Annotated in this window: 19 protein-coding genes and 1 tRNA gene; 11 read left to right on the top strand and 9 right to left on the bottom strand. The window is 40.4% G+C overall.

Annotation, left to right across the window (positions count from 1 at the left end):
- Positions 1 to 66 precede the first annotated feature (66 nt).
- Complete coding sequence (locus tag J4N25_RS22425) at positions 67 to 816, top strand: SRPBCC family protein (RefSeq protein WP_207424055.1); 750 nt, start codon at positions 67 to 69, stop codon at positions 814 to 816.
- Positions 817 to 866: 50 nt separating this feature from the next.
- A complete protein-coding gene (locus J4N25_RS22430) occupies positions 867 to 2042 on the top strand; it encodes a zinc-dependent alcohol dehydrogenase (RefSeq protein WP_207424056.1) in 1176 nt (391 codons plus the stop codon).
- Between the two features lie 142 nt (positions 2043 to 2184).
- Here the strand turns inward: J4N25_RS22430 and J4N25_RS22435 are convergent, their stop codons facing one another.
- Positions 2185 to 2745, bottom strand: a complete 561-nt coding sequence (locus tag J4N25_RS22435; RefSeq protein WP_207424057.1) for a type 1 glutamine amidotransferase domain-containing protein — start codon at positions 2743 to 2745, stop codon at positions 2185 to 2187.
- 143 nt (positions 2746 to 2888) lie between these two features.
- On the opposite strand from J4N25_RS22435, the gene purN reads away from it, so the two are divergent.
- On the top strand, positions 2889 to 3470 hold the full coding sequence (gene purN, locus J4N25_RS22440) for a phosphoribosylglycinamide formyltransferase (protein WP_207424277.1): 582 nt from the start codon (positions 2889 to 2891) through the stop codon (positions 3468 to 3470).
- A gap of 33 nt (positions 3471 to 3503) precedes the next feature.
- Here the strand turns inward: purN and J4N25_RS22445 are convergent, their stop codons facing one another.
- The 3 genes from J4N25_RS22445 to pheS are packed head-to-tail and all read right to left on the bottom strand — an operon-like array spanning position 3504 to position 5580.
- Positions 3504 to 4079, bottom strand: a complete 576-nt coding sequence (locus J4N25_RS22445; RefSeq protein WP_207424058.1) for a TetR/AcrR family transcriptional regulator — start codon at positions 4077 to 4079, stop codon at positions 3504 to 3506.
- A gap of 2 nt (positions 4080 to 4081) precedes the next feature.
- Entirely contained in the window at positions 4082 to 4528 is a 447-nt protein-coding gene (locus J4N25_RS22450; RefSeq protein WP_207424059.1) for a Rieske (2Fe-2S) protein, read from the bottom strand.
- A gap of 17 nt (positions 4529 to 4545) precedes the next feature.
- Positions 4546 to 5580, bottom strand: coding sequence for a phenylalanine--tRNA ligase subunit alpha (gene pheS / locus J4N25_RS22455; RefSeq protein ID WP_207424060.1), 1035 nt, complete (start codon positions 5578 to 5580; stop codon positions 4546 to 4548).
- A gap of 238 nt (positions 5581 to 5818) precedes the next feature.
- Between pheS and J4N25_RS22460 the strand changes: the two genes are divergently transcribed.
- The 4 genes from J4N25_RS22460 to trhO all read left to right on the top strand — a co-directional run bounded on the left by J4N25_RS22460 (position 5819) and on the right by trhO (position 12365).
- Positions 5819 to 8230: a DUF5686 and carboxypeptidase regulatory-like domain-containing protein gene (locus J4N25_RS22460; protein WP_207424061.1), complete on the top strand. Its 2412-nt coding sequence runs from the start codon at positions 5819 to 5821 to the stop codon at positions 8228 to 8230.
- A gap of 279 nt (positions 8231 to 8509) precedes the next feature.
- Positions 8510 to 9757, top strand: a complete 1248-nt coding sequence (locus J4N25_RS22465; RefSeq protein WP_207424062.1) for a porin — start codon at positions 8510 to 8512, stop codon at positions 9755 to 9757.
- A gap of 200 nt (positions 9758 to 9957) precedes the next feature.
- A complete protein-coding gene (locus J4N25_RS22470) occupies positions 9958 to 11142 on the top strand; it encodes an iron-containing alcohol dehydrogenase (protein WP_207424063.1) in 1185 nt (394 codons plus the stop codon).
- Positions 11143 to 11384: 242 nt separating this feature from the next.
- Positions 11385 to 12365 carry an oxygen-dependent tRNA uridine(34) hydroxylase TrhO gene (gene trhO / locus J4N25_RS22475; RefSeq protein ID WP_207424064.1) on the top strand — a complete coding sequence of 327 codons (981 nt, stop codon included), beginning with the start codon at positions 11385 to 11387 and terminating at the stop codon, positions 12363 to 12365.
- 83 nt (positions 12366 to 12448) lie between these two features.
- On the opposite strand, the gene J4N25_RS22480 is transcribed toward trhO, so the two are convergent.
- From J4N25_RS22480 to J4N25_RS22490, 3 genes are all read right to left on the bottom strand, one after another.
- A complete protein-coding gene (locus J4N25_RS22480; protein ID WP_207424065.1) occupies positions 12449 to 13672 on the bottom strand; it encodes a hypothetical protein in 1224 nt (407 codons plus the stop codon).
- 77 nt (positions 13673 to 13749) lie between these two features.
- Complete coding sequence (locus J4N25_RS22485; RefSeq protein WP_207424066.1) at positions 13750 to 14472, bottom strand: YebC/PmpR family DNA-binding transcriptional regulator; 723 nt, start codon at positions 14470 to 14472, stop codon at positions 13750 to 13752.
- Between the two features lie 322 nt (positions 14473 to 14794).
- A complete protein-coding gene (locus J4N25_RS22490) occupies positions 14795 to 15154 on the bottom strand; it encodes a hypothetical protein (RefSeq protein ID WP_207424067.1) in 360 nt (119 codons plus the stop codon).
- Between the two features lie 306 nt (positions 15155 to 15460).
- Here J4N25_RS22490 and J4N25_RS22495 point away from each other — a divergent pair.
- Positions 15461 to 15534 (top strand) — tRNA-Asn (locus J4N25_RS22495).
- Positions 15535 to 15604: 70 nt separating this feature from the next.
- Here the strand turns inward: J4N25_RS22495 and J4N25_RS22500 are convergent.
- Positions 15605 to 19024 carry a lamin tail domain-containing protein gene (locus tag J4N25_RS22500; RefSeq protein WP_207424068.1) on the bottom strand — a complete coding sequence of 1140 codons (3420 nt, stop codon included), beginning with the start codon at positions 19022 to 19024 and terminating at the stop codon, positions 15605 to 15607.
- A 52-nt stretch (positions 19025 to 19076) separates the two neighbouring features.
- Here J4N25_RS22500 and J4N25_RS22505 point away from each other — a divergent pair, with 52 nt between their 5' ends.
- From J4N25_RS22505 to J4N25_RS22515, 3 genes are all read left to right on the top strand, one after another.
- Positions 19077 to 20069 (top strand): aspartate-semialdehyde dehydrogenase, encoded by a 993-nt coding sequence (locus J4N25_RS22505; RefSeq protein ID WP_207424069.1) that lies wholly within the window; start codon positions 19077 to 19079, stop codon positions 20067 to 20069.
- Between the two features lie 185 nt (positions 20070 to 20254).
- Positions 20255 to 21664: a D-alanyl-D-alanine carboxypeptidase/D-alanyl-D-alanine endopeptidase gene (dacB, locus tag J4N25_RS22510; RefSeq protein ID WP_242695995.1), complete on the top strand. Its 1410-nt coding sequence runs from the start codon at positions 20255 to 20257 to the stop codon at positions 21662 to 21664.
- A gap of 25 nt (positions 21665 to 21689) precedes the next feature.
- A complete protein-coding gene (locus J4N25_RS22515) occupies positions 21690 to 24521 on the top strand; it encodes a S8 family serine peptidase (RefSeq protein ID WP_207424070.1) in 2832 nt (943 codons plus the stop codon).
- Here the strand turns inward: J4N25_RS22515 and J4N25_RS22520 are convergent.
- Positions 24518 to 25099, bottom strand: coding sequence for a thymidine kinase (locus J4N25_RS22520; RefSeq protein ID WP_207424071.1), 582 nt, complete (start codon positions 25097 to 25099; stop codon positions 24518 to 24520). The genes J4N25_RS22515 and J4N25_RS22520 overlap by 4 nt on opposite strands.
- Between the last annotated feature and the right edge of the window lie 40 nt (positions 25100 to 25139).

Below are 25139 nucleotides of genomic sequence, written 5' to 3' on the forward strand. Positions count from 1 at the left end.
TTAAGGCTGTTAACAAACCAGTAAAGAATTTGATAAAAAGTAAATTGTTAAAAAACCTAGAAAAGCATGGCAATAATCTATCCTGATATGTACCGAAACACTGGTAAAGATCATACCAGTATGATGAATGACCCTAAGGTTATAAATGTAAATACTCCTGAACGTATTTTTTCTGTAATTGCAGGCACTTTCCTCATATATAGTGGAATTAAGAGTCTGGTACGGCAGCCTATTGCGAGCGCATCTAAACTTGTTGCCGGTAGCGTGTTGTTTGCCAGAGGAGCAAGTGGTCATTGCCCCGTTTACGGGCAAATGGGAACTGACGGAGTGCGACCTGAAAACATAAATATAAAACAGTATTTCACAGTTAACAAACCGCGGGAAGAAGTATATCAATTCTGGAGAAAGCTTGAGAACCTTCCTCTATTTATGCGTCATCTTGAATCAGTTACTCAAAAAGATGAAAAGCACTCGCACTGGAAAGCGAAGTTTGGCCCGTACTTACCATCGGTTAGTTGGGATGCAGAAATAGTGAAGGAACGCGAGAATGAGTTTATTGGATGGAGCGCCCTTCAGGGATCGGTTGTAGAAAATGCTGGCAAGGTGGAATTTAAAGATGCTCCCGGCGGACGAGGTTCCGAGGTGCAGGTAGTGTTTAGCTACCATGCTCCAGTAGGAGGCATCGCCACAGGAATTGCCAAATTATTTAATCCAGTAGCGGAAAACATTATCCGTGAAGATGTAAGGAATTTTAAACAATATATCGAAGCTGGCGAGGTACCAACTACAACCGGACAACCTTCTGGAAGAAAGTAAGAATTGCCATTGGGAAATTAAAACATCGTCAACCTTGAAATACAAAAAATATGAAAGCTCTTTGTTGGAACGGAGTTAAAGATCTAAGGGTAGAAACAGTACCTGATCCGACTATACTTAACTCGCGGGATGCCATTATTAAAGTAAGCATGAGCTCGGTATGTGGGTCCGACCTTCATCTTTACAATGGATTTGTACCTTCAATGCGCGAAGGCGATATAATAGGGCATGAATTTATGGGGGAGGTTGTTGAGACAGGTAAAGACGTAAGGAAACTTAAAAAAGGTGACCGCGTGGTTATCGTTTCTGTGATTGGATGCGGAGAGTGTCATTATTGTAGCAGCGGCTCCTGGTCGCTGTGCGACAATAGCAACCCACATGCTATAGTGCAGGAAAAGGCTTATAACTATTCCACCGCTGGTATTTTTGGTTATTCTCATTTATTTGGTGGCTATGCCGGAAGCCACGCTCAGTACATACGGGTTCCTTTTGCTGATAACGGCGCTTTCGTAGTACCTGAGGAGGTCCCTGATGAAAAGGCAGTATTCGTTTCTGATGCGATGCCTACTGGTTATATGGCCGCAGAAATGGGTAACATAAAGCCAGGCGATGTGGTGGCTGTATGGGGAGCAGGAGGAGTTGGACAAATGGCTATTCAAACTGCTTACCTTATGGGTGCTGAAAAAGTAATTGCTATCGATAGCTTCGATTACCGCTTACAAGCAGCGGCAAAGTTTTCAAAAGCAGAAACATTGGATTATACCAGTACAGATATCCTTGAAGCATTAAAGGAAGCTACCGGTGGACGCGGACCGGATGTTTGTATTGATGCGGTTGGTATGGAAGCGCGGACTACAGGGATTGAACAGGTATATGACAAAGCGAAGCAGAAATTAAGATTGGAATCAGACCGCCCGGCAGTTTTGAGACAAGCGATAATGGCTTGCCGAAAAGGAGGAACCATATCTGTAGTAGGGGTATATGCTGGTTTAATAGATAAATTCCCAATGGGTGTTATGATGAATAAGGGCTTAACAATGAGAGGCGGACAAATGCATGGACAACGCTATGCGGAGATCCTGCTAGATCTAATTGTTCAGGAAAAAATAGACCCATCTTTCTTGCTAACGCACCCTATGCCACTGGAAGCAGGCCCAGCTGCTTATGGTATGTTCAATGACAAAACAGACAACTGCATGAGAGCAGTTTTCCTTCCTAACATTTAATAACTATCAGAAAAAAGCCGGCGTACTCCGCCGGCTTTTTTCTGATAATTTAATTGTTTTTATCTCAGAAAGAACCTTCAAGCTGGTTTCAACCTCCGTTTGTGAGCTTTTGCTCATGAAGGTTTTTATTGAAGATCGTTCATTACGTATGCTGTCCGGCATGTACGCCTTCAGCAAATTCTTCAACCATTTTTCTATTAAAGGCAGGAAGATCATCAGGTTTACGACTAGTTACTAATCCCTGATCTACTATAACTTCAGCGTCTGACCATTCTGCTCCTGCGTTAATCAAATCAACAGCAATAGAAGGATAAGATGTAAGCCGTCTGCCTTTAACTACTCCTGCTGTGATTAAAGATTGAGGACCATGACAAATTGCTGCAACTGGTTTACCCGCTTCGAAAAATGCTTTAATAAAATCAATTGCCTGTTGATTCATTCTCAACTGATCCGGGTTAAAAACACCGCCGGGTAAAAGCAGCCCGTCGAAATCCTCTGCATTCGCCTGAGAAATATTTAAATCAACAGGAACATCAATAGACCAATCATGATTTTTCATTCCCCGAACAGTACTTTGTTGTGGAGATACCACCTGAACAGTTGCACCTGCTTCTTGCAGTGCCTGAAGCGGACTGGTTAATTCTACTTCCTCAAAACCGCTTTCCGTTAAGATGGCAATCTTTCTGTTACTTAGATTTGGCATAATTAAAAAATTTAGTTTTCTTCTAGGTAGCTCTTTTTTAAGCCTTTAGTATCTACAGGGGCAAATTCTATTTGTTTTTTTGATTATTAATTCGATATTAACATCTGTTTATAATAGATTTTGCTCACCGCTAGATTATGGATATCAAAAAACGCATAGCAATTTTCGCGTCAGGATCGGGCTCTAATGCTCAAAAAATAATGGAACATTTCAAAAAGCATGATGAAGCTGAAGTGGCCATTGTCCTTACTAATAATCCTGATGCTTACGTGCTTCAACGTGCCGATAATTTTGAAATCCCCTCTCATGTTTTTGACAGATATGAGTTCTATAAGACCAATTCGGTAGTTAGTCTTCTAAAAAGCCTTGAAATAGATATTATTGTGCTGGCCGGTTTTCTATGGTTGGTTCCGGAAAACCTGTTAAAAGCGTTCCCGAACAAGATAATTAACATTCATCCTGCTCTTCTTCCTAAATATGGAGGTAAAGGGATGTATGGAGATAACGTTCATAAGGCGGTGCTTTCGGCAGGAGAAGAGGAATCAGGAATTACTATTCATTTTGTAAATGAACATTTCGACGAAGGTGAGATCATTCATCAGGCAAGGTTTAAAATTGAGAAGGGTGATGATCTGGAAATGATAAAGTTCAAGGGGCAGCAGTTAGAACATACCCACTTCCCAAAAGTGGTTGAAACCTTGCTGAAGAAAATGAAAAGCTTATAGGCAGACCTTTCTCAGCATTATCTGTTAGCGCCTTTATATGGCTGCCTTTACCAGGTAAGGTAGGATTTCTTTATGGAAGCTAACGAAATTTTTCCTTACGTCCGAATCGCTTACGGACGTGAAAGCAAATGAGAAGACGATATTTTTACTTGCCTTAATTAAAAAGTTCAATTTCTCTATGCTGTTCTCTTCCTCCTGGAACATGTGGGTATCAAGAAAGGAGTCAATAAGAAGCTTTTCCAAATCATCTGAGAGTGTTTTCAAAAACTCCTGAGAATTGGTGTTTTCTCTTATAAAGTCCCATCCTATAAATTCATTACAAACAGCATACGACAAACGACTGGTTTTTAGAATAAGGTTACTGATGTAAATAGACTTGTTTGTTTCCTCATTAGTGTTTTCAATAATTTCGTTTACACTAATGCGCAGGTAGTCCATCAGAATGGTATGTAGAAGTACTTCCTTACTTTCAAAATACTTATAGATCGTAGCTTTTGCAATCTTAGCTCTCTTAGCAATCTCGTTAACACTGGTTTTGTGGTACCCATATTTACGGAAAAGATCCTGCGCTGAACGAATAATTTCTTCTCTTACCCTATCTGTCTCCATACTTAATTGCTAACCTGAATTAAAGACCCTCCGGTTACATAGACGGAGTACTGTCGTAAATTCTTTTTTGCAGGTGCTTTCATAGGTGCACCATCGTAAAGAGAAAATACTCCATTGCTACAGGTATCGACAGCAGTAAGGCCGCTTTCGTCGGGGATTACGGCGCACCGGGCTTCAGGATTTACTGTACTGCAGCGATCGAATGCCAGATAAGCGCCGCTGTTCTTTGTTATAATTAAGCCGGCCACACCATGACCGTTAACTACCAGGATACCATTCTTATTTTTGATATTAAATTCTTGAACGGAGACTCGATAATTTACAGGAACATCAGGTATACCAAGGGAGTCCTTTCCGCAGGACAAGAAGATAGCGGAGCCAAGAACAATGGCAATGAACCCCCAAAGGGTGCGGGTTGTAATTGTTGAAGTTTTAATACGTTGTTCCATTGCTCTTGACCCGAAACTTAAATCAATTCACTTTGAAATTGCTTGAGGAACCTTACATCGTTCTCAGAGAACAAACGTAAATCCCTTATCTGATATTTTAAGTTCGTAATACGTTCAATACCCATACCAAAGGCATAACCAGTAAACTTTTTGCTGTCTATACCACAGTTTTCTAATACATTAGGGTCTACCATACCGCAGCCCAAGATCTCTACCCAACCGCTGTGCTTACACATTTGGCAACCAGCTCCCTTGCATATAGAACAGGAAACATCCATCTCCGCAGAAGGTTCTGTAAAAGGGAAGTAAGATGGCCTGAAGCGAACTTTTGTTCCCTCTCCGTATAGCTCCTGAACAAAATAAAAAAGGGTCTGCTTCAAATCGGCAAAAGAAACGTTTTCATCTACATATAAACCTTCCACCTGATGGAAGAAACAATGGGCTCTTGCAGAAATAGCCTCATTCCTATAAACCCGCCCAGGCATAATAGCTCTGAAAGGCGGCTGTCCATTTTCCATCATTCTAACTTGAACCGAGGAAGTATGCGTACGCAAAGCTATATCACCATTTTCAGCATCCTTTTTAATGAAAAAGGTATCCTGCATATCTCTGGCAGGGTGTTCTTCAGGAAAATTTAAGGCAGAGAAGTTGTGCCAATCATCCTCGATCTCAGGTCCTTCTGCTACATTAAAGCCTAATTTCTTGAAAATTTCGATTATTTCTTTTCTAACAAGTGAAAGCGGATGACGGGAGCCTGTTTCAAAACCTTCGCCTGGCAAACTCAAATCCTGCTTTGCTTCGCCCGCTTGAACGCCCGACTCGAATTGCTCTTTGAAGGACTGGTGTTTCTCTTCAGCAAGCTTTTTGAATTCATTCAGAACCTTTCCCAAAAGTCTTTTTTCTTCAGGAGTAACAGTTTTAAACTCATCAAAAAGATCCTTGATAATACCTTTCGTACCTAGAAACCTGATGCGAAAAGCTTCAAGTTCATCTACCGATTTTGGTTGAAACGTATTTATTTCTGAGGTATATTGGGTGATTTTTTCCTGCATACGGCTGCAAAGATAAATTTTAAAAATTCAATGAGGAAGCCTTAAACATTCTAAAAAAGAAAAGGCTTATTTAACTTTTTGTCAAAAGCCAGAGCTACAAGTATTAATTTAATAATTAATGCATTTAAAGCATTTTTATTTGACCACTTTAAATAAAAACTACGTATAAAACGTTATACTTTGTACTACATTAAAAACATATTAAGGTAAAATTTTATTTAAAGCTTATTTAGCTCAAATGCTCCGGTATCTTATTGTCTTTTTTCTATTTATTTCTTCATTTGCGTATTCTCAGGGGAATTTTGAAATCTGCGGGACGATAACTGATATTAAAGGAAATACTATTCCCTTTGCTTCTATTTATCTCAAAGGGACAAATATAAGCTCTATGGCTAATGATGCAGGGCGTTACTCTCTCAGAATTGATACTGGGCATCATACTCTCTTATTCAGATACGTGGGGTATAAAGAAGCTGAACGAGAGCTTTATATAACCAGTCCTGATACTATAAACATTATCCTGAAGCCAGATGTGTACGAACTTAAGGCGGTGATGATTGGTAAGCACGATGACCCTTCCTATGCCATGATCAAGAAAGTAATGGCCAACCGCAAGTATTTACGTCAAATCCCATCCTACAGCTGTGAAGTTTATACTAAAGGGGTGCAAAAACTTGTAGACGCTCCAAAGAGGCTCCTGGGACAAGATGTTAAGCAAACATTAAACCTGGATTCTAATCGCAGGGGAATTATATATCAATCAGAAACCAAGTCAAAATTCTATTTCAATTATCCTCATGTAAAGGAAGAAATGCTGGCTTCGAAGGTAGCTGGAGACAAGGAAGGCTTTTCATTCAACCGTGCCTTGGATCTGCAGGTGAACTTATATCAGAATCTTATCCAGTGGAAAGCATGGGGCAATCAGAGCTTTGTTTCGCCTGTGGCAGATTTTGCTTTTAATTACTATAATTTTAAGTTGTTGGGCACGAGTAATATCGAAGGAAGGGAAATTCACAAGATTGAAATATCGCCAAAGCATAAATACGATCCCGCTTTTAAAGGGTACCTTTATTTAGTAGGAGGAAGCTGGAGGATTTACAGCGTCGATCTACTTTTAACCCGCGATGCTCGTATAAACTTTGTTGACACCCTTCGCATCAGCCAACAATTCCGTTTGGTCGATAATGAATATTGGTTGCCCTCAGATATCACTTTTAAATTTAGTGGCCGGGTCCTTGGATTTAGTTTCTCGGGATATTTCACCGGGCTATATAGTAATTACGTTACCAATCCCGCTTTCGGGCATGATGTGTTTACAGACGAGATCCTTCATATACCAAACGATGTAAACAAGAAAGACTCCGAATGGTGGGAAGAAAACCGGCCAGTACCACTAAGCGAAGAAGAAGATTGGAACTATGCGGTAAAGGACAGCCTGGAAGAATTACAACGGTCAAAGGCTTATGTTGATTCTATCCAAAGGGTAAGGAACAGGTTCAATCCCATTAAATATACCTTTGCCGGTTACACTATAAATAATTTCAGCAAGCGAAGTTCCTGGTATTTTTATCCACTGAACAGAACACTATTTTACAATACCACCGAAGGGTGGGGAGCGGATCTGAAAATGAGATATATGAGGCAATTCAGCTTTAAACGCTCCCTTGAGTTTGAACCGAATGCGCGCTATAGCTCTAACAACAAGCTACTGAATCTAAATGCGGAAATAACTTATCGCACAGATACACTAATGCATGAAAGCTTTACTATTAAAGGCGGAAGCGATTTTCTGGATTTGAACAATCGGGGTACCGTAAACCTCTTTTACAATTCTCTTACCTCTTTATTCGAGGGTAAAAACTATTTAAGACAGTATAAAGCAAATTTCCTGTCGTTCAGTGCACAGAGAGAAATAACTGATGGCCTGATGGTTACGGGAGGGATAGAAATGGCCAGGAGGTTCCCTATCAGGAACAGCGCAAACGATTCTAGTTTTGCTGATTTCAATCGTTTATATCCGGGCGACAATCTGTTCCCTGCAAGCAATGCCTTTAGTTTCGAAACTAAACTATCCTATACTTACGGTCAGCATTATACGAGAAGACCTGACGGCAAAATTTATGAACCTGCACGATACCCGACACTGAAGCTTACTTATCGTAAAGGAATTAAGGGGGTAATTAATTCTGCAGTCGACTATGATTTCGCCTCGGCAGATCTATATCAGGACAAGCTTAAAACAGGATTGATGGGCTATAGTTCTTTCTACCTGTCGGCGGGAAAGTTCTTCTCATCGAAGTCACTTTACTTCCCGGACCTCAGACATTTCACTGGTAATCAGACTGCTGTCTACAACCCCTTATTCCCTAACTTTCACTTTCTTGACTATTACTCCTACGCTACCAATAACAGCTACTTGGAGGCTCATTATGAACACAACTTTGCCGGAGCTGTGCTAAAAAAGGTACCACTGCTTAGACGATTAAACCTTGAAGAGATTGTTGGTGGAGCTTATTTAACACAACCTCTCAAGGATTATAAGGAAGTCTATATAGGGATCCAGCGTTTGATTTTCAGGTTTGATTATGGATGGTCTTGGGTACCGGGACGCCCTGTTCAACAAGCCTTTCGCCTATTTTACGGCTTTTAAACCATCGCATTCTTTTGTTGATAAACGATCGGGCAGGTACACCTTTAGTATAAAGGTTATCTTTTCGTTAATTCTTTTAATTTCTAGAGCCTTGGATGAATTTTTGAAGTTCAACTAGCGACTACACCTTTGCACTGTTAACAGAAAATTAACATTAAAAAGGCTAATGTTAGAAATATGTTAAGTATTTATAACCATTCGATTAAATCAATCACTCACTTAACTCTAAATTTAAGCAGAGTTAATACAAGTACTATTTTCGCCTCAATTTCAAAGAAAATGAAGACTTTAATTCAAACTCTTACGATTGCTCTTTTTACAGCATCCACAGCTATCAGCTCGGCCCAATCAATTCGAGACACTGTAAAAAAAGAACCAGTGAATACCACCACAGCTGAGAAAAAATCAGAATGGTACCAGAAGATAAGCCTACGTGGATATGTCCAGGCGCGTTATAACCGATTATTGGAAACGAACGGGCAAGTTAGGAACGAGCAGGGAGACCGCTCAATTGGATCAAACGGCGGCCTCTTTCTTCGCCGGGTTCGTGTTATTCTTTCCGGACAAGTACATAAAAAAGTTTACTTTTATATACAGCCTGATTTTGCATCTTCTGCATCTTCGGATAATTTACATTTTGGTCAACTGAGGGATGCATACTTCGATCTTGGAATCGATAATGATAATGAATTCCGCTTCCGGGTGGGACAAAGTAAGGTTCCTTTCGGATTCGAAAATATGCAGTCAAGTCAGAACCGTCTCCCTCTTGATCGAAACGATGGCTTGAACAGTGCGCTTTCTAATGAGCGGGACCTTGGAGTGTTCTTTTACTGGGCTCCTAAAGAAACGAGAGAATTATTTGCAACCCTGGTGAGTTCGGGACTGAAAGGAAGCGGAGATTACGGGGTATTTGCTTTTGGAGCCTTCAACGGCCAGACAGCAAATAAACCAGAAGCCAATAATACTCCCCATATTGTTTCCCGTCTGACTTATCCTGTAAAAATTGGAAAGAAACAAATCATAGAACCAGGTATTCAGGCCTATTCAGGAAAATATGTGGTTACCAGCTTAACAACAGGGGTTGTATCAAAAACTAAAAATGAATTTAAAGATCAGCGCGTTGCTGCAACTTTTGTTCTTTACCCTCAACCCTTCGGTATTCAGGCAGAATATAACTGGGGAACAGGACCCGAATTTGTGAGCAATGGAGCAAACGGAAAAGGACAGATTGCACAAAGACACCTTGAGGGTGGTTATGTAACAGCTTCGTACCTTACAAAAGCGGGAAACCAAATATTAATTCCATTTACCAGGTATCACTACTACGATGGGGGTAAGAAACATGAGATAGATGCCCGCAGCTACAATGTAAGAGAACTTGAGTTAGGATTAGAATGGCAACCGCACAAAAACTTCGAGTTGGTAACAGAATATACTTTGACCAAAAGAAAGTTTGAAGATGCAGCAAAACCGATTAACTGGCAAAAAGGTAATTTGCTGAGAATACAAGCGCAGCTTAATTTTTAAAATCCAGAATAGGATAAAGAAGGCTTTCGGCAGATATTGCTGGAAGCCTTTTCTTTTTGCACTCACCACAACTCTAACCTTCGTCACTTTAGTTAGTAAGCTTAATCATTTTTTAGATCGATTGTCCATCTACCTTTGTGAAAGAATGGAGCCTCTGTTATAAACCTCCAGCTTTTATCAAATTAAACAAATCTTATTTTATGGAAGGATTTAGAAGAATTTACTGGCCTGCAATTAATCTGATCGGGCCAGGAGCTGTAAAAGATGTCGCTATTGAAGTTAAAAAACTCAGTCTTACCAAGCTGTTACTGGTTACGGATAAAGTGCTACGTTCGGTAGGAGTTGTAGATACGGTAACAGATGTGTTGAAAGCTTCTGGGATCGATTTTGTTTTATTTGATGAAGTAGAGCCTAATCCTACCTGCAAAAATGTCAATGATGGACTTAGTGTTTTCAAGGCAGAGGGCTGTGACGGACTTTTATCTGTTGGCGGAGGTTCTCCACAAGATGCAGCCAAAGCTATAGGCATTTTGCAAACTAACGGAGGCAACATCGTAGATTATGAAGGTATCGAAAAATCACACTATAAGTCGGTACCAATTATTGCTATAAATACGACAGCTGGAACTGCTTCTGAAGTTACTATTAACTACGTTATTACAGACGAAGTGAGAAAAATCAAAATGGTAATGGTTGACCCGAATTGCTTAGCTAGCGTTGCTGTAAACGACCCTGAGTTAATGGTAAAAAAACCAGCTTCACTTACTGCAGCTACGGGAATGGATGCCCTTACCCATGCAATTGAGGCTTATATTACTAAGGGAGCCTTCCGCTTGTCGGACACCTTAGCTTTGGAGGCTATAAAATTGATTGGCGAATCACTGGAAACCGCTGTTAGCGATGGAAGCAATATTGAAGCAAGATCTAAAATGGCCTGGGCTTCTTATATAGCTGGGCTTTCTTTTTCAAACTGTGGCTTAGGTATTGTTCACTCTATGGCTCATCAATTAGGGTCAGAGTATAATTTACCACACGGGGTAGCTAACTCTATATTACTCCCTTATGTTGAAGAATATAATTCTGCATCATGCCCTGAAAAATTCAAAGACATAGCAGCAGCATTAGGAAGAGATGTAGCTAATCTATCAGCTGAGGAAGCCAAATTCGAGGCGGTTGATGCACTTGCTAAAATGGCAGAAAAGCTGAATATTCCAAAACTATCAGAAACAGCCTTTAATCCTGATGACATAGAAAAATTGTCAGTACAGGCTATGGCGGATGTTTGTACGGGAGGTAATCCAAGAGAAGTGACAATAGACGATATTAAAGCGATCTACATGAATGCATATAAAGGAATTTTACAAAGTTCCGCGACTGTTGCCTAAGAAGTCAACCCAAATACTCATATATAGCGAAGGCCTGCAGAAATGCAGGCTTTTTTGTTATCCGACAGAAGCAGTTGCATTTCATCTATCATCGGGCGCTGATGGCTCAGCTCTTTAAACTGCCACCTAAATAAGCATTCTGTAAAATTAGACCACTGTGAGAAACCCACCGCTTTACAAATCCCTGTAAACCCGTATCTTTGCACCGCATTTCACGCTGTTTGCAGCAGTATTAATGAACTATGGCGAAATATCAAACATTACTTTACTATTGTTATAGCAGGATAGAAAACGCGGAACTATTTGCCGCTGATCACCTCAATTTTTGTAAATCATTAGGACTTGTTGGAAGAATAATAGTAGCTGACGAAGGATTAAACGGAACCGTTTCTGGTACGCCTGAAGCCTGTAAGGCCTATATGGATGCTGTTTATGCTGATGGCCGCTTTAACGCTACTGAATTTAAGATTGACGAAGTAGAGGAACCGTCCTTCATCAAGATGCATTGTCGTTACAAGGAAGAAATTGTGCACTCCGGTTTACGCGATCCACATATTATTGATCCAACTAAAAAAACAGGAGTGCATTTAGAGCCTAAGGACTTTCTGGAAATGAAAGACCGGGATGACGTTGTTATTCTTGATGTACGTTCGAATTATGAACATTCTATAGGAAGGTTTAAAAATGCAGTTACTCTCGATATTGATAACTTTCGCGAGTTTCCGGAAAAGATCAAAGAACTTGAACAGTATAAAGACAAGAAGATCTTAACGTATTGCACGGGTGGTATTAAGTGCGAAAAAGCTTCTGCTCTACTTCTGCACGAAGGCTTTCCCGAAGTTTATCAACTTCATGGAGGGATCATTAAATACGGAAAAGAAGTAGGAGGAAAAGACTTTGACGGGAAATGTTATGTATTTGACAACCGGGTTGCGGTGGAAGTAAATAGCGTTAATCCTGTAGTTATTTCTAAATGTTATAACTGTGGTACTATTACTGCAAAAATGATCAATTGTGCCAATCCTGAATGTAACGAGCACTTCACTCAATGTGATGATTGCGGAACAAAGCTTGATGGCTGCTGCTCGGATGCTTGCAAGGCTCACCCTCGCAAACGTCCATATGATGGTACCGGCTATTATGTAAAAGTTCCGCAACAGGTGAATTTGAATAAAAAGGGCCGCGCTGAATTTATTGAGGGCTTAAAACCTGTAACAGCATAAAAAAATAAAGCTGCCTTCCATATTTCATGGAAGACAGCTTTTCTATATTTAGTCTTTTAACCCATTGATGAGCTCAAAACACATTACTCTGTTGATTCCGGAGGTTTTGGTTTTATGTTCTTCATATTAAACCGAGGCTTATAAGCTGGCTTTGCTGCTGGCAATTCCCCTGGGTTCTGAACTGATTCCTCTCCTTTAACTTCTTCAGCCTTGACTTCCGTTTTTTCTCCGGAGCCTTCAGTAACTCCTTCATCTGACTTTTGACTTACTTGCTCCGCAGCTTTCGGTTTCGGAGTACTCTTCATATTGAATCGTGGCTTGTAAGCCGGTTTTTCTGCAGCTGGTGCTGACTGAGGCAATTCAAGGTCTGATACGCTTTCCTTTTCCTCTTCAGACTTCTCAACCGGCTTCTGGGGAGGAATATTCTTCATATTAAACCTCGGTTTATACGCTGGCTTCGGTGCTTCGGAAGATTCTCCTTCCGAAGCATTTTCAGAAACAGGAGAACCTTCCGAATTCAGGTCTGCAGCATCAGGTTCGCTTCCTTCTGCTTTCTTTGGCAGATTCTTCAGATTAAATCTTGGCTTGTACCCGGGCTTTGGCGCATCAGCACTTTCGGGTTGTGCCTGATCAACGCCTCGTGGCGCGTTTTCTGCTTCCGGCACTAACTTTTCTTCCGTGGAATCTCCTGTTTGTTCTGCTATTCCTCCGGGATTCCGGGGAACGTTCCGCATTTGGAATTTAGGCTTGCTCGCGGCTTGTGCTGGCTCACTAATGCTTTCAGATTTAACAATCGGAGTATCTGACACTTCGGTCTTACCCGGCCTGCTTTCCAGGCTTCTTGCATCTTCAGAGCCTTGATCAGCAGGTTTAATATTTCTAGGCTTAAAGCCAGGTTTCTTTACAGGTGCTGCCGCTGATTCCAGATTTTCAATTGGTGATATCTCCTCTTTTTTCTCTTCACTTTTAGCAACTGGAATACTCCTGGGCCTGAATCCTGGTTTATGAACAGTTTTCACCGGTTCTGCAGAATCTGGCAGTGGCGCAGCTTTCTGTTCGATTGTTGGAGAACTTAATGGTTCTGCCTGGGATGCTATTTTTGTTTCCAGCTGGGTTACCGCCTTTTCTGGCGTTGAGAGGTGGTACAAGCGCCTCAACTTATTAAACCAGAACTTCTTGGTGTGATCGAAGCTCTTCTCTCCCATCAAATTATAATGACTTTTGAATTCGGTAAATAGCTCAGGCTCTGCCTTTGCCAACGCATTAAGATCAATTTTCTTCTTAACAAAAAACTCTTCGAAAGTCATTTACAATTCTTTTATCAAGATCATGAAGCTTTGCATTTAATACAAATTGCGATCCAGTTAATATAAGTAGGAACTAATTAGGCCATATTATGATAAACAGCCTGCACGTCATCGTCTTCCTCTAGTTTATCAATTAATTTCAATACATCTACAGCCTGCTCCTCACTTACTTCTGCTGTAGAAAGTGTTACCCTCTCCAACTTGGCACTTTTTACTTCAATACCCTTTTCTTCAAGTGCCTTTTGCATTTTTCCAAAGTCCTCAAAAGGGGTATGAATTACAGCAATATCATTTCCTTCTTCATCATCCTCCACAAAAAGATCTTCCAAACCAGCATCGATCAATTCCAACTCCAACTCTTCTAGGTCCAGCTCTCCTGGTAAAAAGCGAAAAACAGCTTTGCGTTGAAAGATAAAATCCAAAGAGCCTGTTTTTCCTAAGGCACCGCCTACCTTATTAAAATAACTACGAACATTCGCCACTGTGCGATTTGTATTATCTGTTGCAGTTTCGATCAAAACTGCCACACCATGTGGAGCATATCCTTCGTACACGATCTCTTCGTAATTTGAGGAATCCTTACTAGATGCCCTTTTGATAGCTGCTTCTACCCTATCTTTAGGCATATTTACGGCCTTGGCATTTTGAATTGCCGTTTTCAATCGAGAGTTACCGTCAGGGTTTGGTCCTCCCGCTTTAACAGCCATCGCAATTTCTTTCCCCAAACGGGTAAACTGCACTGCCATCTTGGCCCAGCGTTTAAATTTTCTTTCTTTACGGAATTCAAATGCTCTTCCCATTGTATATCTTAAAAATTATTATCTAAAAAAATTGAAATAGAGGGGCAAAATTAACAATTAAAAGGAAAGAGCAGAGATAAGTTTTCGGCATATAGCGCAGATTTTCAACCTATCTTAGACATTAATCAACAACCTGAACCTAGGCTTATTCTCACTGAAAAATTGGGAGTAGAAGTTAATACGACATAAGATAAGTGAGCAAGAGATAAAAAAGTGATTTTTTTTGAAACATATCGCCAAGAGTGGCGTTATAACTATCAAATTGTGATAAGGTTTAGGTTGCCCTGATGTTCCTCATGAACGCAGGGCTTTTTTTATTGATCTATTCTATCTTCAACTGTCTTAAATCTGTAACTGCAATTTGAGGTCGTCCTCCATATTCAGTCACCCTTCCTGTAACATTAACATCCTTTCCTTTTAATTCATCTGGAGATTTTATTTTAAATAGAGAACGGGCTGGCTCCTTGATAACTATTGTAAAGAGATGTTCGGGAAAGGTTCCGCCGAGGTATAAGAGGGTAATATGGGCGCGTTCCAGCACCCTTCCTCCAGTAATTCTCTGGGATGTAGTGACTGTATCATTAAGATGTTTACTAATTTCACTGGCATTAATACGAGTTTGCCCATTTGCATTCATACAGAGTGCTGCAAACAAAATCAGAAAAGTAAAATTTTTATTCATTGCGATAATTGTTTCTAAACCTGATTCTATTATGCCTACCTATTTATTTCCACTCTGGCAGCCTCAGGCACTGATAAAGAATCATCGTGATAATTTTTATGCAATATATGATGTTTCAGCAAATAAAAAGATGATCTGATAAAGGAACTTAAGGGAGATATCATTCAAAGGAAAAAATTAATTAGCGGAGTATGAGCAAGTTCCTACGATTATATAAAAAGGATCGAATTTGGTATTTGAAAATTGAATCAAAATCCCGAATATTGCGCCATGATAAGGCAGGAGATATCCTGAAATGTCAAATACTCCTGAATAGCTCAGCAGGTTAGAGCATCTGACTGTTAATCAGAGGGTCGCTGGTTCGAGCCCAGCTTCAGGAGCAAAAGCCAACTTTTACAAGTTGGCTTTTTTTATTTTCAGGCGACAGGAGCAGGCCGCTGCAGAACACTGCTATAACTTAGCCGCAAGAACACAACTTTTCTTATACCTCTTTACTTTACCACTTAGATCGAAGACTTCCAGATATAGAACATATATACCAACTGAAGCTCGGGCTGCATGATCATCCATTCCGTCCCAAATGAAAGCTCCTTCTGCTGCTAATGTTCCATTTTTACATAGTTTACGGACCAATACTCCTTTATCATTAAAAACTGAGGCATTAGCAACTAAGCCAGCTTCCTCGAAATGATAGAGTAGGGTTAATACATCTTCAAAACCGTCATTGTCTGGCGAAAAGGTTTTTGACACAAGGGATACTTCTTCATCTCCTGCTAATATATCAGCATACTGGGAATTTCTATATCCGGGAGTAGCAAATCCAGCGACAGAAGTGGCCGACCTGAAATTGCCTGGTTCTCCAGCAGGTCTGTTGAAACTAACTCGCTCAAGAGAAACACCTTCAGCATTTTTTATTAAAGGAAAATGCATTTTTGCGGAGTATGAGAATTGATCTGCCCGAACTCCACTTGATAGGAGGACCACTGTTCCCGCATCATCATTGAAGGACGGCATTGATGCCATCTTAAATAAAGCTTCAGAATTTGAAGCAGGATATTCCTTCTTTATAATTTCAGGATCAATAGTGAGAGCCAGATAACTATGAGGCTTAAACAGAACCTGCGTTTTGGATATTTTTTTGACACTTACGAGGCTATCAGCTTCCTTTATTGTAGCTATTGAGATTTCGTTTAAATCGAATTCTTTATCTGAATTATTGTAGATTTCTACAAAGTCGACGCCATCAGGCTTCGGATTAAAAAGTACTTCGCTTATAAGTATCTCCCCTAGCCCTGATTTTTCCGGAACGGTAAAGGATACGGTGTTCTTACCTTCTTTAATAATAATTCCCGAACAGTCAGTAACATTGGATACGGCAACCGAATATATCTTACCCCTACCTATATTCCTATCAAATCTAAGGTCAACATCCGAAAATTGTGGTGTAACCGGATTGGCAGAGATTGGATTTCCGATGCCATTATTTACAGTATAATTAATAGGGACTGAAGCAAAAATACTATCAACAACACGATTGAAACTAATTCTGAGCGTAATACTGTCTATCAAAACTGCTTCCTTTACTGTTAAAGCGTCATCAGGTACAGCCAATATACTCAACGAGTTTTTCTTGCCGGGAGTTCCACCACTTGCGTCCAAGCTTGCGGCCCAATTTTGGATTCCCTTACATATAGCCTTAGTGTGCATTTGCTCTAATGTCCATCCACCGGATTTCTTTTCTGGATCTTTATACCAGCTATCTTTATAATCCACTGAATCAATAACAATTCCTTTATCGCTTATCAGCTTTATAACATCCCCGGAATTATTGAGGCTGGGCCAGGGTGAAACACCTATTACCCTTCCATATTGCTTAAACTCCACAGTGTCCGTTTTTGCACAAAGAATGAGGTATTCATCAGGATTGATAGTTAGCGACGATAAAGTAGCGGAAGATGCGCGGTCAGAAAATTTCCAGTTATGCAGGGAGATTGGAGTAGTGGAAGTATTCAAAAGCTCCACAAACTCTACTGTGGGGAGACCTAGTTGAGGGGAAGGGTCGGCGAAGATCTCGTTGATTACGATATCTCTTTCTGCAGCAACGTGAGCTGGCGTATTATCAAAGTTTGCTGTGTTATTGCCAGCTAAAATAATTGTTCCGGCACAATCGGTTATGTTAGTGGCTGTAATATGATAGCTACTATGAGGAATTGGCTGCGAGTATACAAGGTCTACTTTGAAAAAATCAGGCCCTAGAGGTACTACCCTAATTGGAGGACCAAGTGTTTTATTTAAAACAAAATTGGCGGGAATAGAAGCTGAGAGACTATCGACAGGTCGATTGAAATTTAAACGAATGGTAACACTATCAACTATAGCAGCAGTTTTTAACGCCAGTGGCACATTGTACAACTCCTTCGTTGAATTTTTTCTACCGGGAGTTCCGCCACTTATATCTGTGCTTGCAATCCAATTTTGTATCCCCCTGCAAACTGCCTTCGGATCAATCAGCTCGAGGGACCATCCTCCTCCTTTTTTTTCAGCGTCTCTATACCAGCTATCCCTATACGCCAAAGAATCTATTGAAATGTCCTTGTCACTTTTCAGACCAATGAAATCACCGGAGTTATTTAATGAAGGCCAGGGAGAAACACCTATCACTTTTCCGTACTTTTTTAATTCGCTGGTATCGGCCTTGGCGCAGATGATCAAGTACTCGTCCGGATCGATAACAATAAGAGGCAGAGTGGCTGTGGTCGTTGGATCATACAATTTCCAATTTTGTAAAGAAATAGCTTGATGTGAAACATTTCGAATCTCTACAAACTCCACAGTTGGCAGTTCTACCTGCGGGGACGGATCCGCAAAGATCTCACTAAAAAGGACATCTCCTTTGGCGGCTGTATAAGGAGCAAGATAATTGAAACTAACTGAGCTATTGGCTGGAATAATATTAGATGACTTGTCGGTAACATTAGACACATATAGCGTGTAAATTGCGGTAATAAAATCTTTAGGAAATGTTATAATAAAGCTATTGGGAGCGGCACCAGTAGTAACAGAACTGGGTCGGCTATAGCTATTGTTTAGAACATAGTTGTCTGATATTTTAGCTGTAACTTCATCGACTTCTTCACTAAAGGTTACTTCCAGGGAATGTTTTGTTAGAGCTTTCACCGATAACAGACCAGGAGGAGTTTTATCTACTACTATTGGCCTGACAGCTATATCATCAAAGAAGTGCTTTTGGAAAAAGGATGAGCTGGACTGCTGAACAGAGATGCCAAAATAAGCAGAGGTTAAAAAACTACCATCAGTGGCAGAACCTTCGCTGGTGTAAGAGGCCGACTGGCTATTTACATCTCTTTCGAGGGTAAAAACATTAGAAACAGAACGTGTTACTTTTACCCTAATCCGATTATTGGTACTGCTATTTATACTGCCATCAGCCCCATCAATAAGCTTTACGCTCGTACTGCTTCCGCCACTACGCTTGTATAGACAAATATCATCGGTAGTACTTCCAAGGCGCACAAAATATCCATTAATTGCAGGCACCTGCAAATTTTGTTGATCAGAGATCAGATATATATCTACATAATTAGCCCCCGAGGTGGCAAACTGTAAATTACAGTAAAACTCCCATGTACAAGCCGACGCTAACGTACTGCGCGTGCTTAAATAAAAATTGCTGCTGGCTGTTGTTGAGTTTGATCTTAATTGGTTATTAACAACAGTGAAATCATTACTTGAATTGCTCCCTGTCCAGGCCGGATTACTGACGAAATTTCCATCATCAAAATTGTCATTCACTTGTGATAAGGCAAATTTCGCAAAAAAGATCAGGGAAAAGACTAAACATTTTCTCATCTTTGCGGAATTTTATTACTATAAATAAACAAAGTAAAATTCAAAAAACAAAATGAAAGTCGCAGTTGTAGGCGCTACGGGCTTAGTAGGCTCGGTGATGTTAAAAGTTTTAGCAGAGCGCAATTTCCCGGTAACTGAATTGATTCCCGTAGCATCAGAAAAAAGTGTTGGTAAGGAAGTTGAATTCAAGGGAAAGAAGTACAAGGTGGTTTCGGCCGACCAGGCAATTGCGCTTAAACCAGAAGTGGCATTGTTTTCAGCAGGCGGTGGCACCTCTTTAGAGCAAGCTCCAAAGTTTGCAGAAGCTGGCATTACCGTAATTGATAATTCTTCGGCTTGGCGCATGGATCCTACTAAGAAGTTAGTGGTTCCTGAAGTTAACGCTAATGTTCTAACACCTGAAGATAAAATTATTGCCAACCCTAATTGTTCGACAATTCAAATGGTAGTGGTACTTAAACCACTTCACGAGAAATATAAGATCAGACGCGTTGTTGTCTCTACTTACCAGTCTGTAACCGGTACTGGAGTTAAAGCGGTAGAGCAATTGATGAATGAGCGTAATGGTATTGAAGGACCAAGGGCATATGCTCACGAGATCGACCTTAATGTAATTCCTCAAATCGATGTATTCCAGGATAACGGATATACTAAAGAGGAAATGAAGATGATCAAAGAAACGAACAAGATCATGGGCGACGATTCCATCAAAGTTACGGCGACTACAGTTCGAATTCCGGTCATGGGCGGACACTCAGAGTCTGTAAACATCGAGTTCGAGAACGACTTTGACTTAGCTGAAGTTCGTAACTTGTTAGAGCAGCAAGAGGGTGTTGTGGTTGTGGATGATCCTGCAAATGCAGTTTATCCAATGCCGAAAGATGCTCATGAAAAAGATGAAGTTTTCGTAGGACGTATTCGTCGTGACGAGTCCCAGGCGAAAACTCTTAATCTGTGGATAGTAGCAGATAACCTTCGTAAAGGAGCAGCTACTAATGCTGTTCAGATTGCAGAATACCTTCAGAAACAAGGCCTTTTAGGTTAAGATTGTCAACAAATTATTCGAAAGCGGCAGATGAAAGTTTGCCGCTTTTTTATTGAGGTAGTTATTTGTCTTTATAAGCACCGCAATCTACTTGACTCACTTATAATTCAGTCATCAAGAATTTTCAAAATTATCGGTCTCTACTTGTGAGCCTTGCTTTTGAAATTTTTTTGTGTTATAATACAATGATGAAATTAAGATTCCTGACATTTCTGCTGATCATTACAGCACCGGCGTTTACGCAGTCTCTAAATCAAAAGATAGGTAGTGCATTTACGAACCTTAAAAATGATTCACAGCTTAAATACGGACAAGCTTCCCTGACTGTTATTAATGCCAGAACCGGTGATATTATTTACGCCAGTAATGAGAAGATTGGATTGTCTCCCGCTTCAACATTAAAGACAGTTACTTCCGCTACTGCCTTTAATATTCTAGGTGAAGACTTCAGATGGGAAACAAGTATCGGATATAATGGCACAATAAGTAATGGAACCCTAAAAGGTGACTTAATTATTAGGGGAAGCGGTGATCCAACACTAGGTAGCCACAGGTATGCAGAAACAAAAGCAGATATGATCTTGGATAAATGGATCAAGGCTGTAAAACAGGCTGGGATTGAAAAAATTGAAGGACGAATAATTTCGGACGACCAACTATTTGGAACTCAGATCATACCGCAAGGATGGATATGGCAAGATATCGGTAATTATTACGGAGCAGGAGCTAGCTCAGTAAGCTGGCGAGAAAACGAAATTGGGGTTACCTTTAAAGCGGGCAGTAAAACGGGGAGCCCAGCCAAACTTGTGAGCCTTTCGCCATCAATACTTGATCTTAGAGCAATAAATGAAGTAAGCACTGGTCCTTCCGGTTCAGGAGATAATGTTTATGCATATTCTGCTCCTTATACCGAGGTTGTTTATTTACGCGGAACTTACGGATTAGATTTAAATAAGACGATTAAAATATCCTGTCCGGACCCTGCCCTTTCTTTAGCTATCGAATTAAGAAATAAGCTGCTCGCCTCTGGTATTTCATCATTAACTGCCAGCACCTGGCGAAAGTTAAATGCAGAAAATCTAACTTTCGAGCCAATTGCAAAAATCCTTGGCTCTCATGAATCACCTTCACTCTCTCAAGTTGTTTATTGGTTAAATCAAAAAAGCCTTAACTTGTATGCTGAAAATATTTTGAAAACCATTGCGGTAAAGCTGGGAAAAGCTGGAAGCTTCGATAATGGTACCGAGGAAGTTAAGAGATTTTGGAGAGATAAAATTGGGATCGACCCTAACAGTTTGGATGTATTGGATGGCAGTGGATTATCACCGGAAAACAAGGTAACTACAGAGGTGATAGCTCGTATACTTTTATCTGTTAAAAAGGAAACTTGGTTTAATGATTATCACGAAAGCTTTCCGCTGTATAACAATATGAAAATGAAAAGTGGGAGTATTCGTAATGCTTTGTGCTATGCTGGATTTCAAACGACAGCAGATGGTACGCCAGTAGTATTTAGTATTATTACCAACAACTATAACGGCAGTACTGCTGGTATCAAGCAAAAAATATTTAGAGTGCTTGATGGATTAAAATAATAACAACACCAATCAAACTACCTGGATGAAAAACCTTCTACTTGCTTTTTATATACTACTCGTAGTAACCCAGGCTATGGCGCAGGGAAAATTGGCTGGTCGGACGAGTGCAAAGACTGGGGCAAACTTTCTCCCTGACCGCGTTATAGTGAAATTAAAGACAACTATTTCGGTGAATGATGCGAAGGTCCAGTCTGTGGGTCCTGATCTGGGTTTGAAGCTTGGATCTGTCAATAAGATTCAACAGAAATTCCCTGTTGGTAAGCTAAAATCCGGGGCCACAATTTTGAAGAAACAGGAAGAGTTTGGGCTAAATAGGATCTATGAACTTGTTCTTAGTGGCAACAAAGATGTTTTAGAAACTGTTCAAGAATTAAATAAGAACGAGAACGTTGAGTATGCTGAACCCGTTTATATCCATCGTGCATCTTACACCCCAAACGACCCTTACATTAATCTTCAACCTTACCTGCCCCAGATAAAAGCACCTCTAGCCTGGGATAGAATTAGAAACGAACAGAAGGTTGTGATAGCTATTGTTGATTCTGGTTCAGATACTGAACACGAGGACCTTGCAGCAAACATATTCATTAACGCTAATGACCCAGTAAATGGAAAGGATGATGATGGCGACGGTTATATTGATAACTATAAAGGTTGGGACTTTGCAGGAGCAACACTCAATAATTTGACAGAAGATAACAACCCCAATATAACTGACGCTCGCGGAGACCATGGCCTTCATGTAAGTGGCATAGCCTCTGCTGTAACTAATAATGGGAAGGGTGTTGCTAGCGTGGCCTTCAACTGTGCCAAATTAATGATTTTAAAAACTGCGACAGATGATAATGGGACAGATATTATAAGAGGTTATGAAGCTGTAAAATACGCAGTAGACCATGGAGCCCAAATAATCAATTGCTCCTGGGGCTCTGAGGCTGCTAATCTCTTTGGCCAGGATATAATAAACTATGCAATTAGCAGAGGATGCCTTATAGTAGCCGCAGCAGGTAATGACGGGAGCAATATACCTCAATATCCTGCTGCTTTTGCGGGAGTTATGGCTGTAGCAAATGTTCAAACAGATGATCAGAGAAATTCATCCAGTAATTACGGAACTTATGTTTCTATAGCTGCACCAGGAACGAATATTTTTAGTACAATCTTTAACCAGGGCTATGGCACAAAGTCAGGAACCTCAATGGCCACACCTGTGGTATCCAGTGCTGCGGCATTAGTTAAAGCATATTTCCCTGCTCTTTCGATGCAACAAGTTGGAGAACTTTTAAGAGTTACATCGGATAATATCGATCAGAGAAATCCAACATTCACCGGGCAGCTTGGAAAAGGCAGATTGAATGTTTACCGTGCTTTAACTGAAAGCCTCCCATCTGTTAAAAGACAAACAATAAGGTATACCGATAAAACGAATGGGACATTTGCTGCCGGCGATACTGTAACCGTATACGCCGACTTTAAAAATTTTCTAAACCCTGTAAATGACCTTATAATCACTTTAAAAAGTAGTGATGAAAATATTGTGGTTACGAAAGATCAGACAACTGTAAATCATCTTGGTACACTTGAGATGGCCTCTAATATTGGACCTTTCAAATTTTATATTAGGCCCGAGACTCCTGAAAACTATACTGCTGAACTACAATTTGAATACACAACCAGGAACAATGCTTACATGGATTTGGAGGGATTTACGGTCCAAGTAAACCGGGATTACCTAAACCTTCAAACTTCAACGATCGCAACCACCATCACAAGCAAAGGAACAATAGGGTATCTACAGGCAGGAGGTGAAGAGGGGACAATGGGGTTTCAATATAAAGGCCAACAATTATTATATGAAGCAGGCTTAATGATAGGAACGTCTTCAACAAGATTGTCTAATAATGTTCGAACCGCAGACTCTTCTACCGATGATGATTTTGTAAGACAAATTAAAGTTAGCGGAGAGCAGGTTGCGGACACACTTAAGACTATAGCATCTTTTAACGATAATGGAAATCCGCAAAAACTGAATATTTACGTTAAACAAAGATCTTATGTTTTTCATAATACTATTAGAGACAACTTCCTGATAACCGAGTACGAAGTTTTTAACCAAAACAATAATGCCCTAAATAATGCGTATTTAGGGATGTTTAATGACTGGGACATTAACGGCGGCTCCACTAATGCCACACAATTTGACAGTGATAACAAAATTGCTTATGTATATGACAAAAGTAGTTCAAGTGCTCCTTACGCAGCTGTAAAGCTTCTAAGCAACGCTAATCCTTCCTATTATCCTCTTAGTAATCGGCTTTCGGGAAACTTACTTGTCAACGATAACTTTACTGATGAAGAGAAATTCACTTCTTTATCCAGTGGTATAGCGTCAACAGAACTAGGGACATCAGGCAGTGGAACCGACGTGTCTTTTGTCGTTGGGTATGGACCCTACACCATACCAGCAAATGGTTCTATAAAAGTTGCCTTTGCTTACATTGGGGCAGACAACCTGGACCATGTGAAGCAAACTGCTGATGTTGCCCTTGCAAATTATAATGTGATCTCCCAACAGGCAAATCCAGAGATTGATAATATTAGTCTTTATTCCTACTACGACACTGGGGATCGACTTCCCTATGTTTCGGTGTCTCTGCCTGAACGTTCTGCTATCACCCTCGATCTATATAATATCCTGGGTCAAAAGGTAAGTAACGTTACGAGTGGGTCGTTTGTAAAAGGTAAATATAACTTTCAGGTATTAAATACAGAGAACCTTGCCAGCGGAACTTACTTCTACAGGCTACAGTCAAATGGAAAGATTAAAACTTTAAAGACAGTTATAATAAATTAATAGGATGTAGAGTTGAAACAAACGCGGCACCGAGGTTCGTAGCTTTCCTTTTCCCCCAATAGAATTTTGGATCCACTGTTAACCGTGCGGTACGAAAAAGTGGCGGGGGCACCACATTGGACACAAACGGCGTGGACCTTGGTTACATCCTCAGCAATAGCCATCACAGCCGGCATTGGTCCGAAAGGTTTTCCTTTGAAGTCCATGTCAAGGCCTGCAACAATTACTCTAATACCTTTTGCTGCCAGCTGTATACATACCTCTGGCAAACCCTGATCAAAAAACTGAGCCTCGTCAATTCCTACGACTTGGGTATCTGTTCCGAGTAATAAGATTGAGGATGAATTTTCTATGGGAGTAGATGGGATAGAATTGGCATTATGAGATACTACATCAGAGTCGTCGTAACGGGTATCTAACCTTGGTTTAAAAATTTCAACATTCAGCTTTGCAATTTGTGCACGGCGCAAGCGCCTGATAAGTTCCTCAGTCTTCCCAGAAAACATTGATCCGCAAATTACTTCAATACTTCCCTTTGGACCGGAACCTGTCCTGAAATGCAGTTCACTGAATAACATATTAACTCACCCTTTCCACTTGCGAATATCAGAAATTTTG

The sequence above is a fragment of the Desertivirga brevis genome (assembly GCF_017355835.1).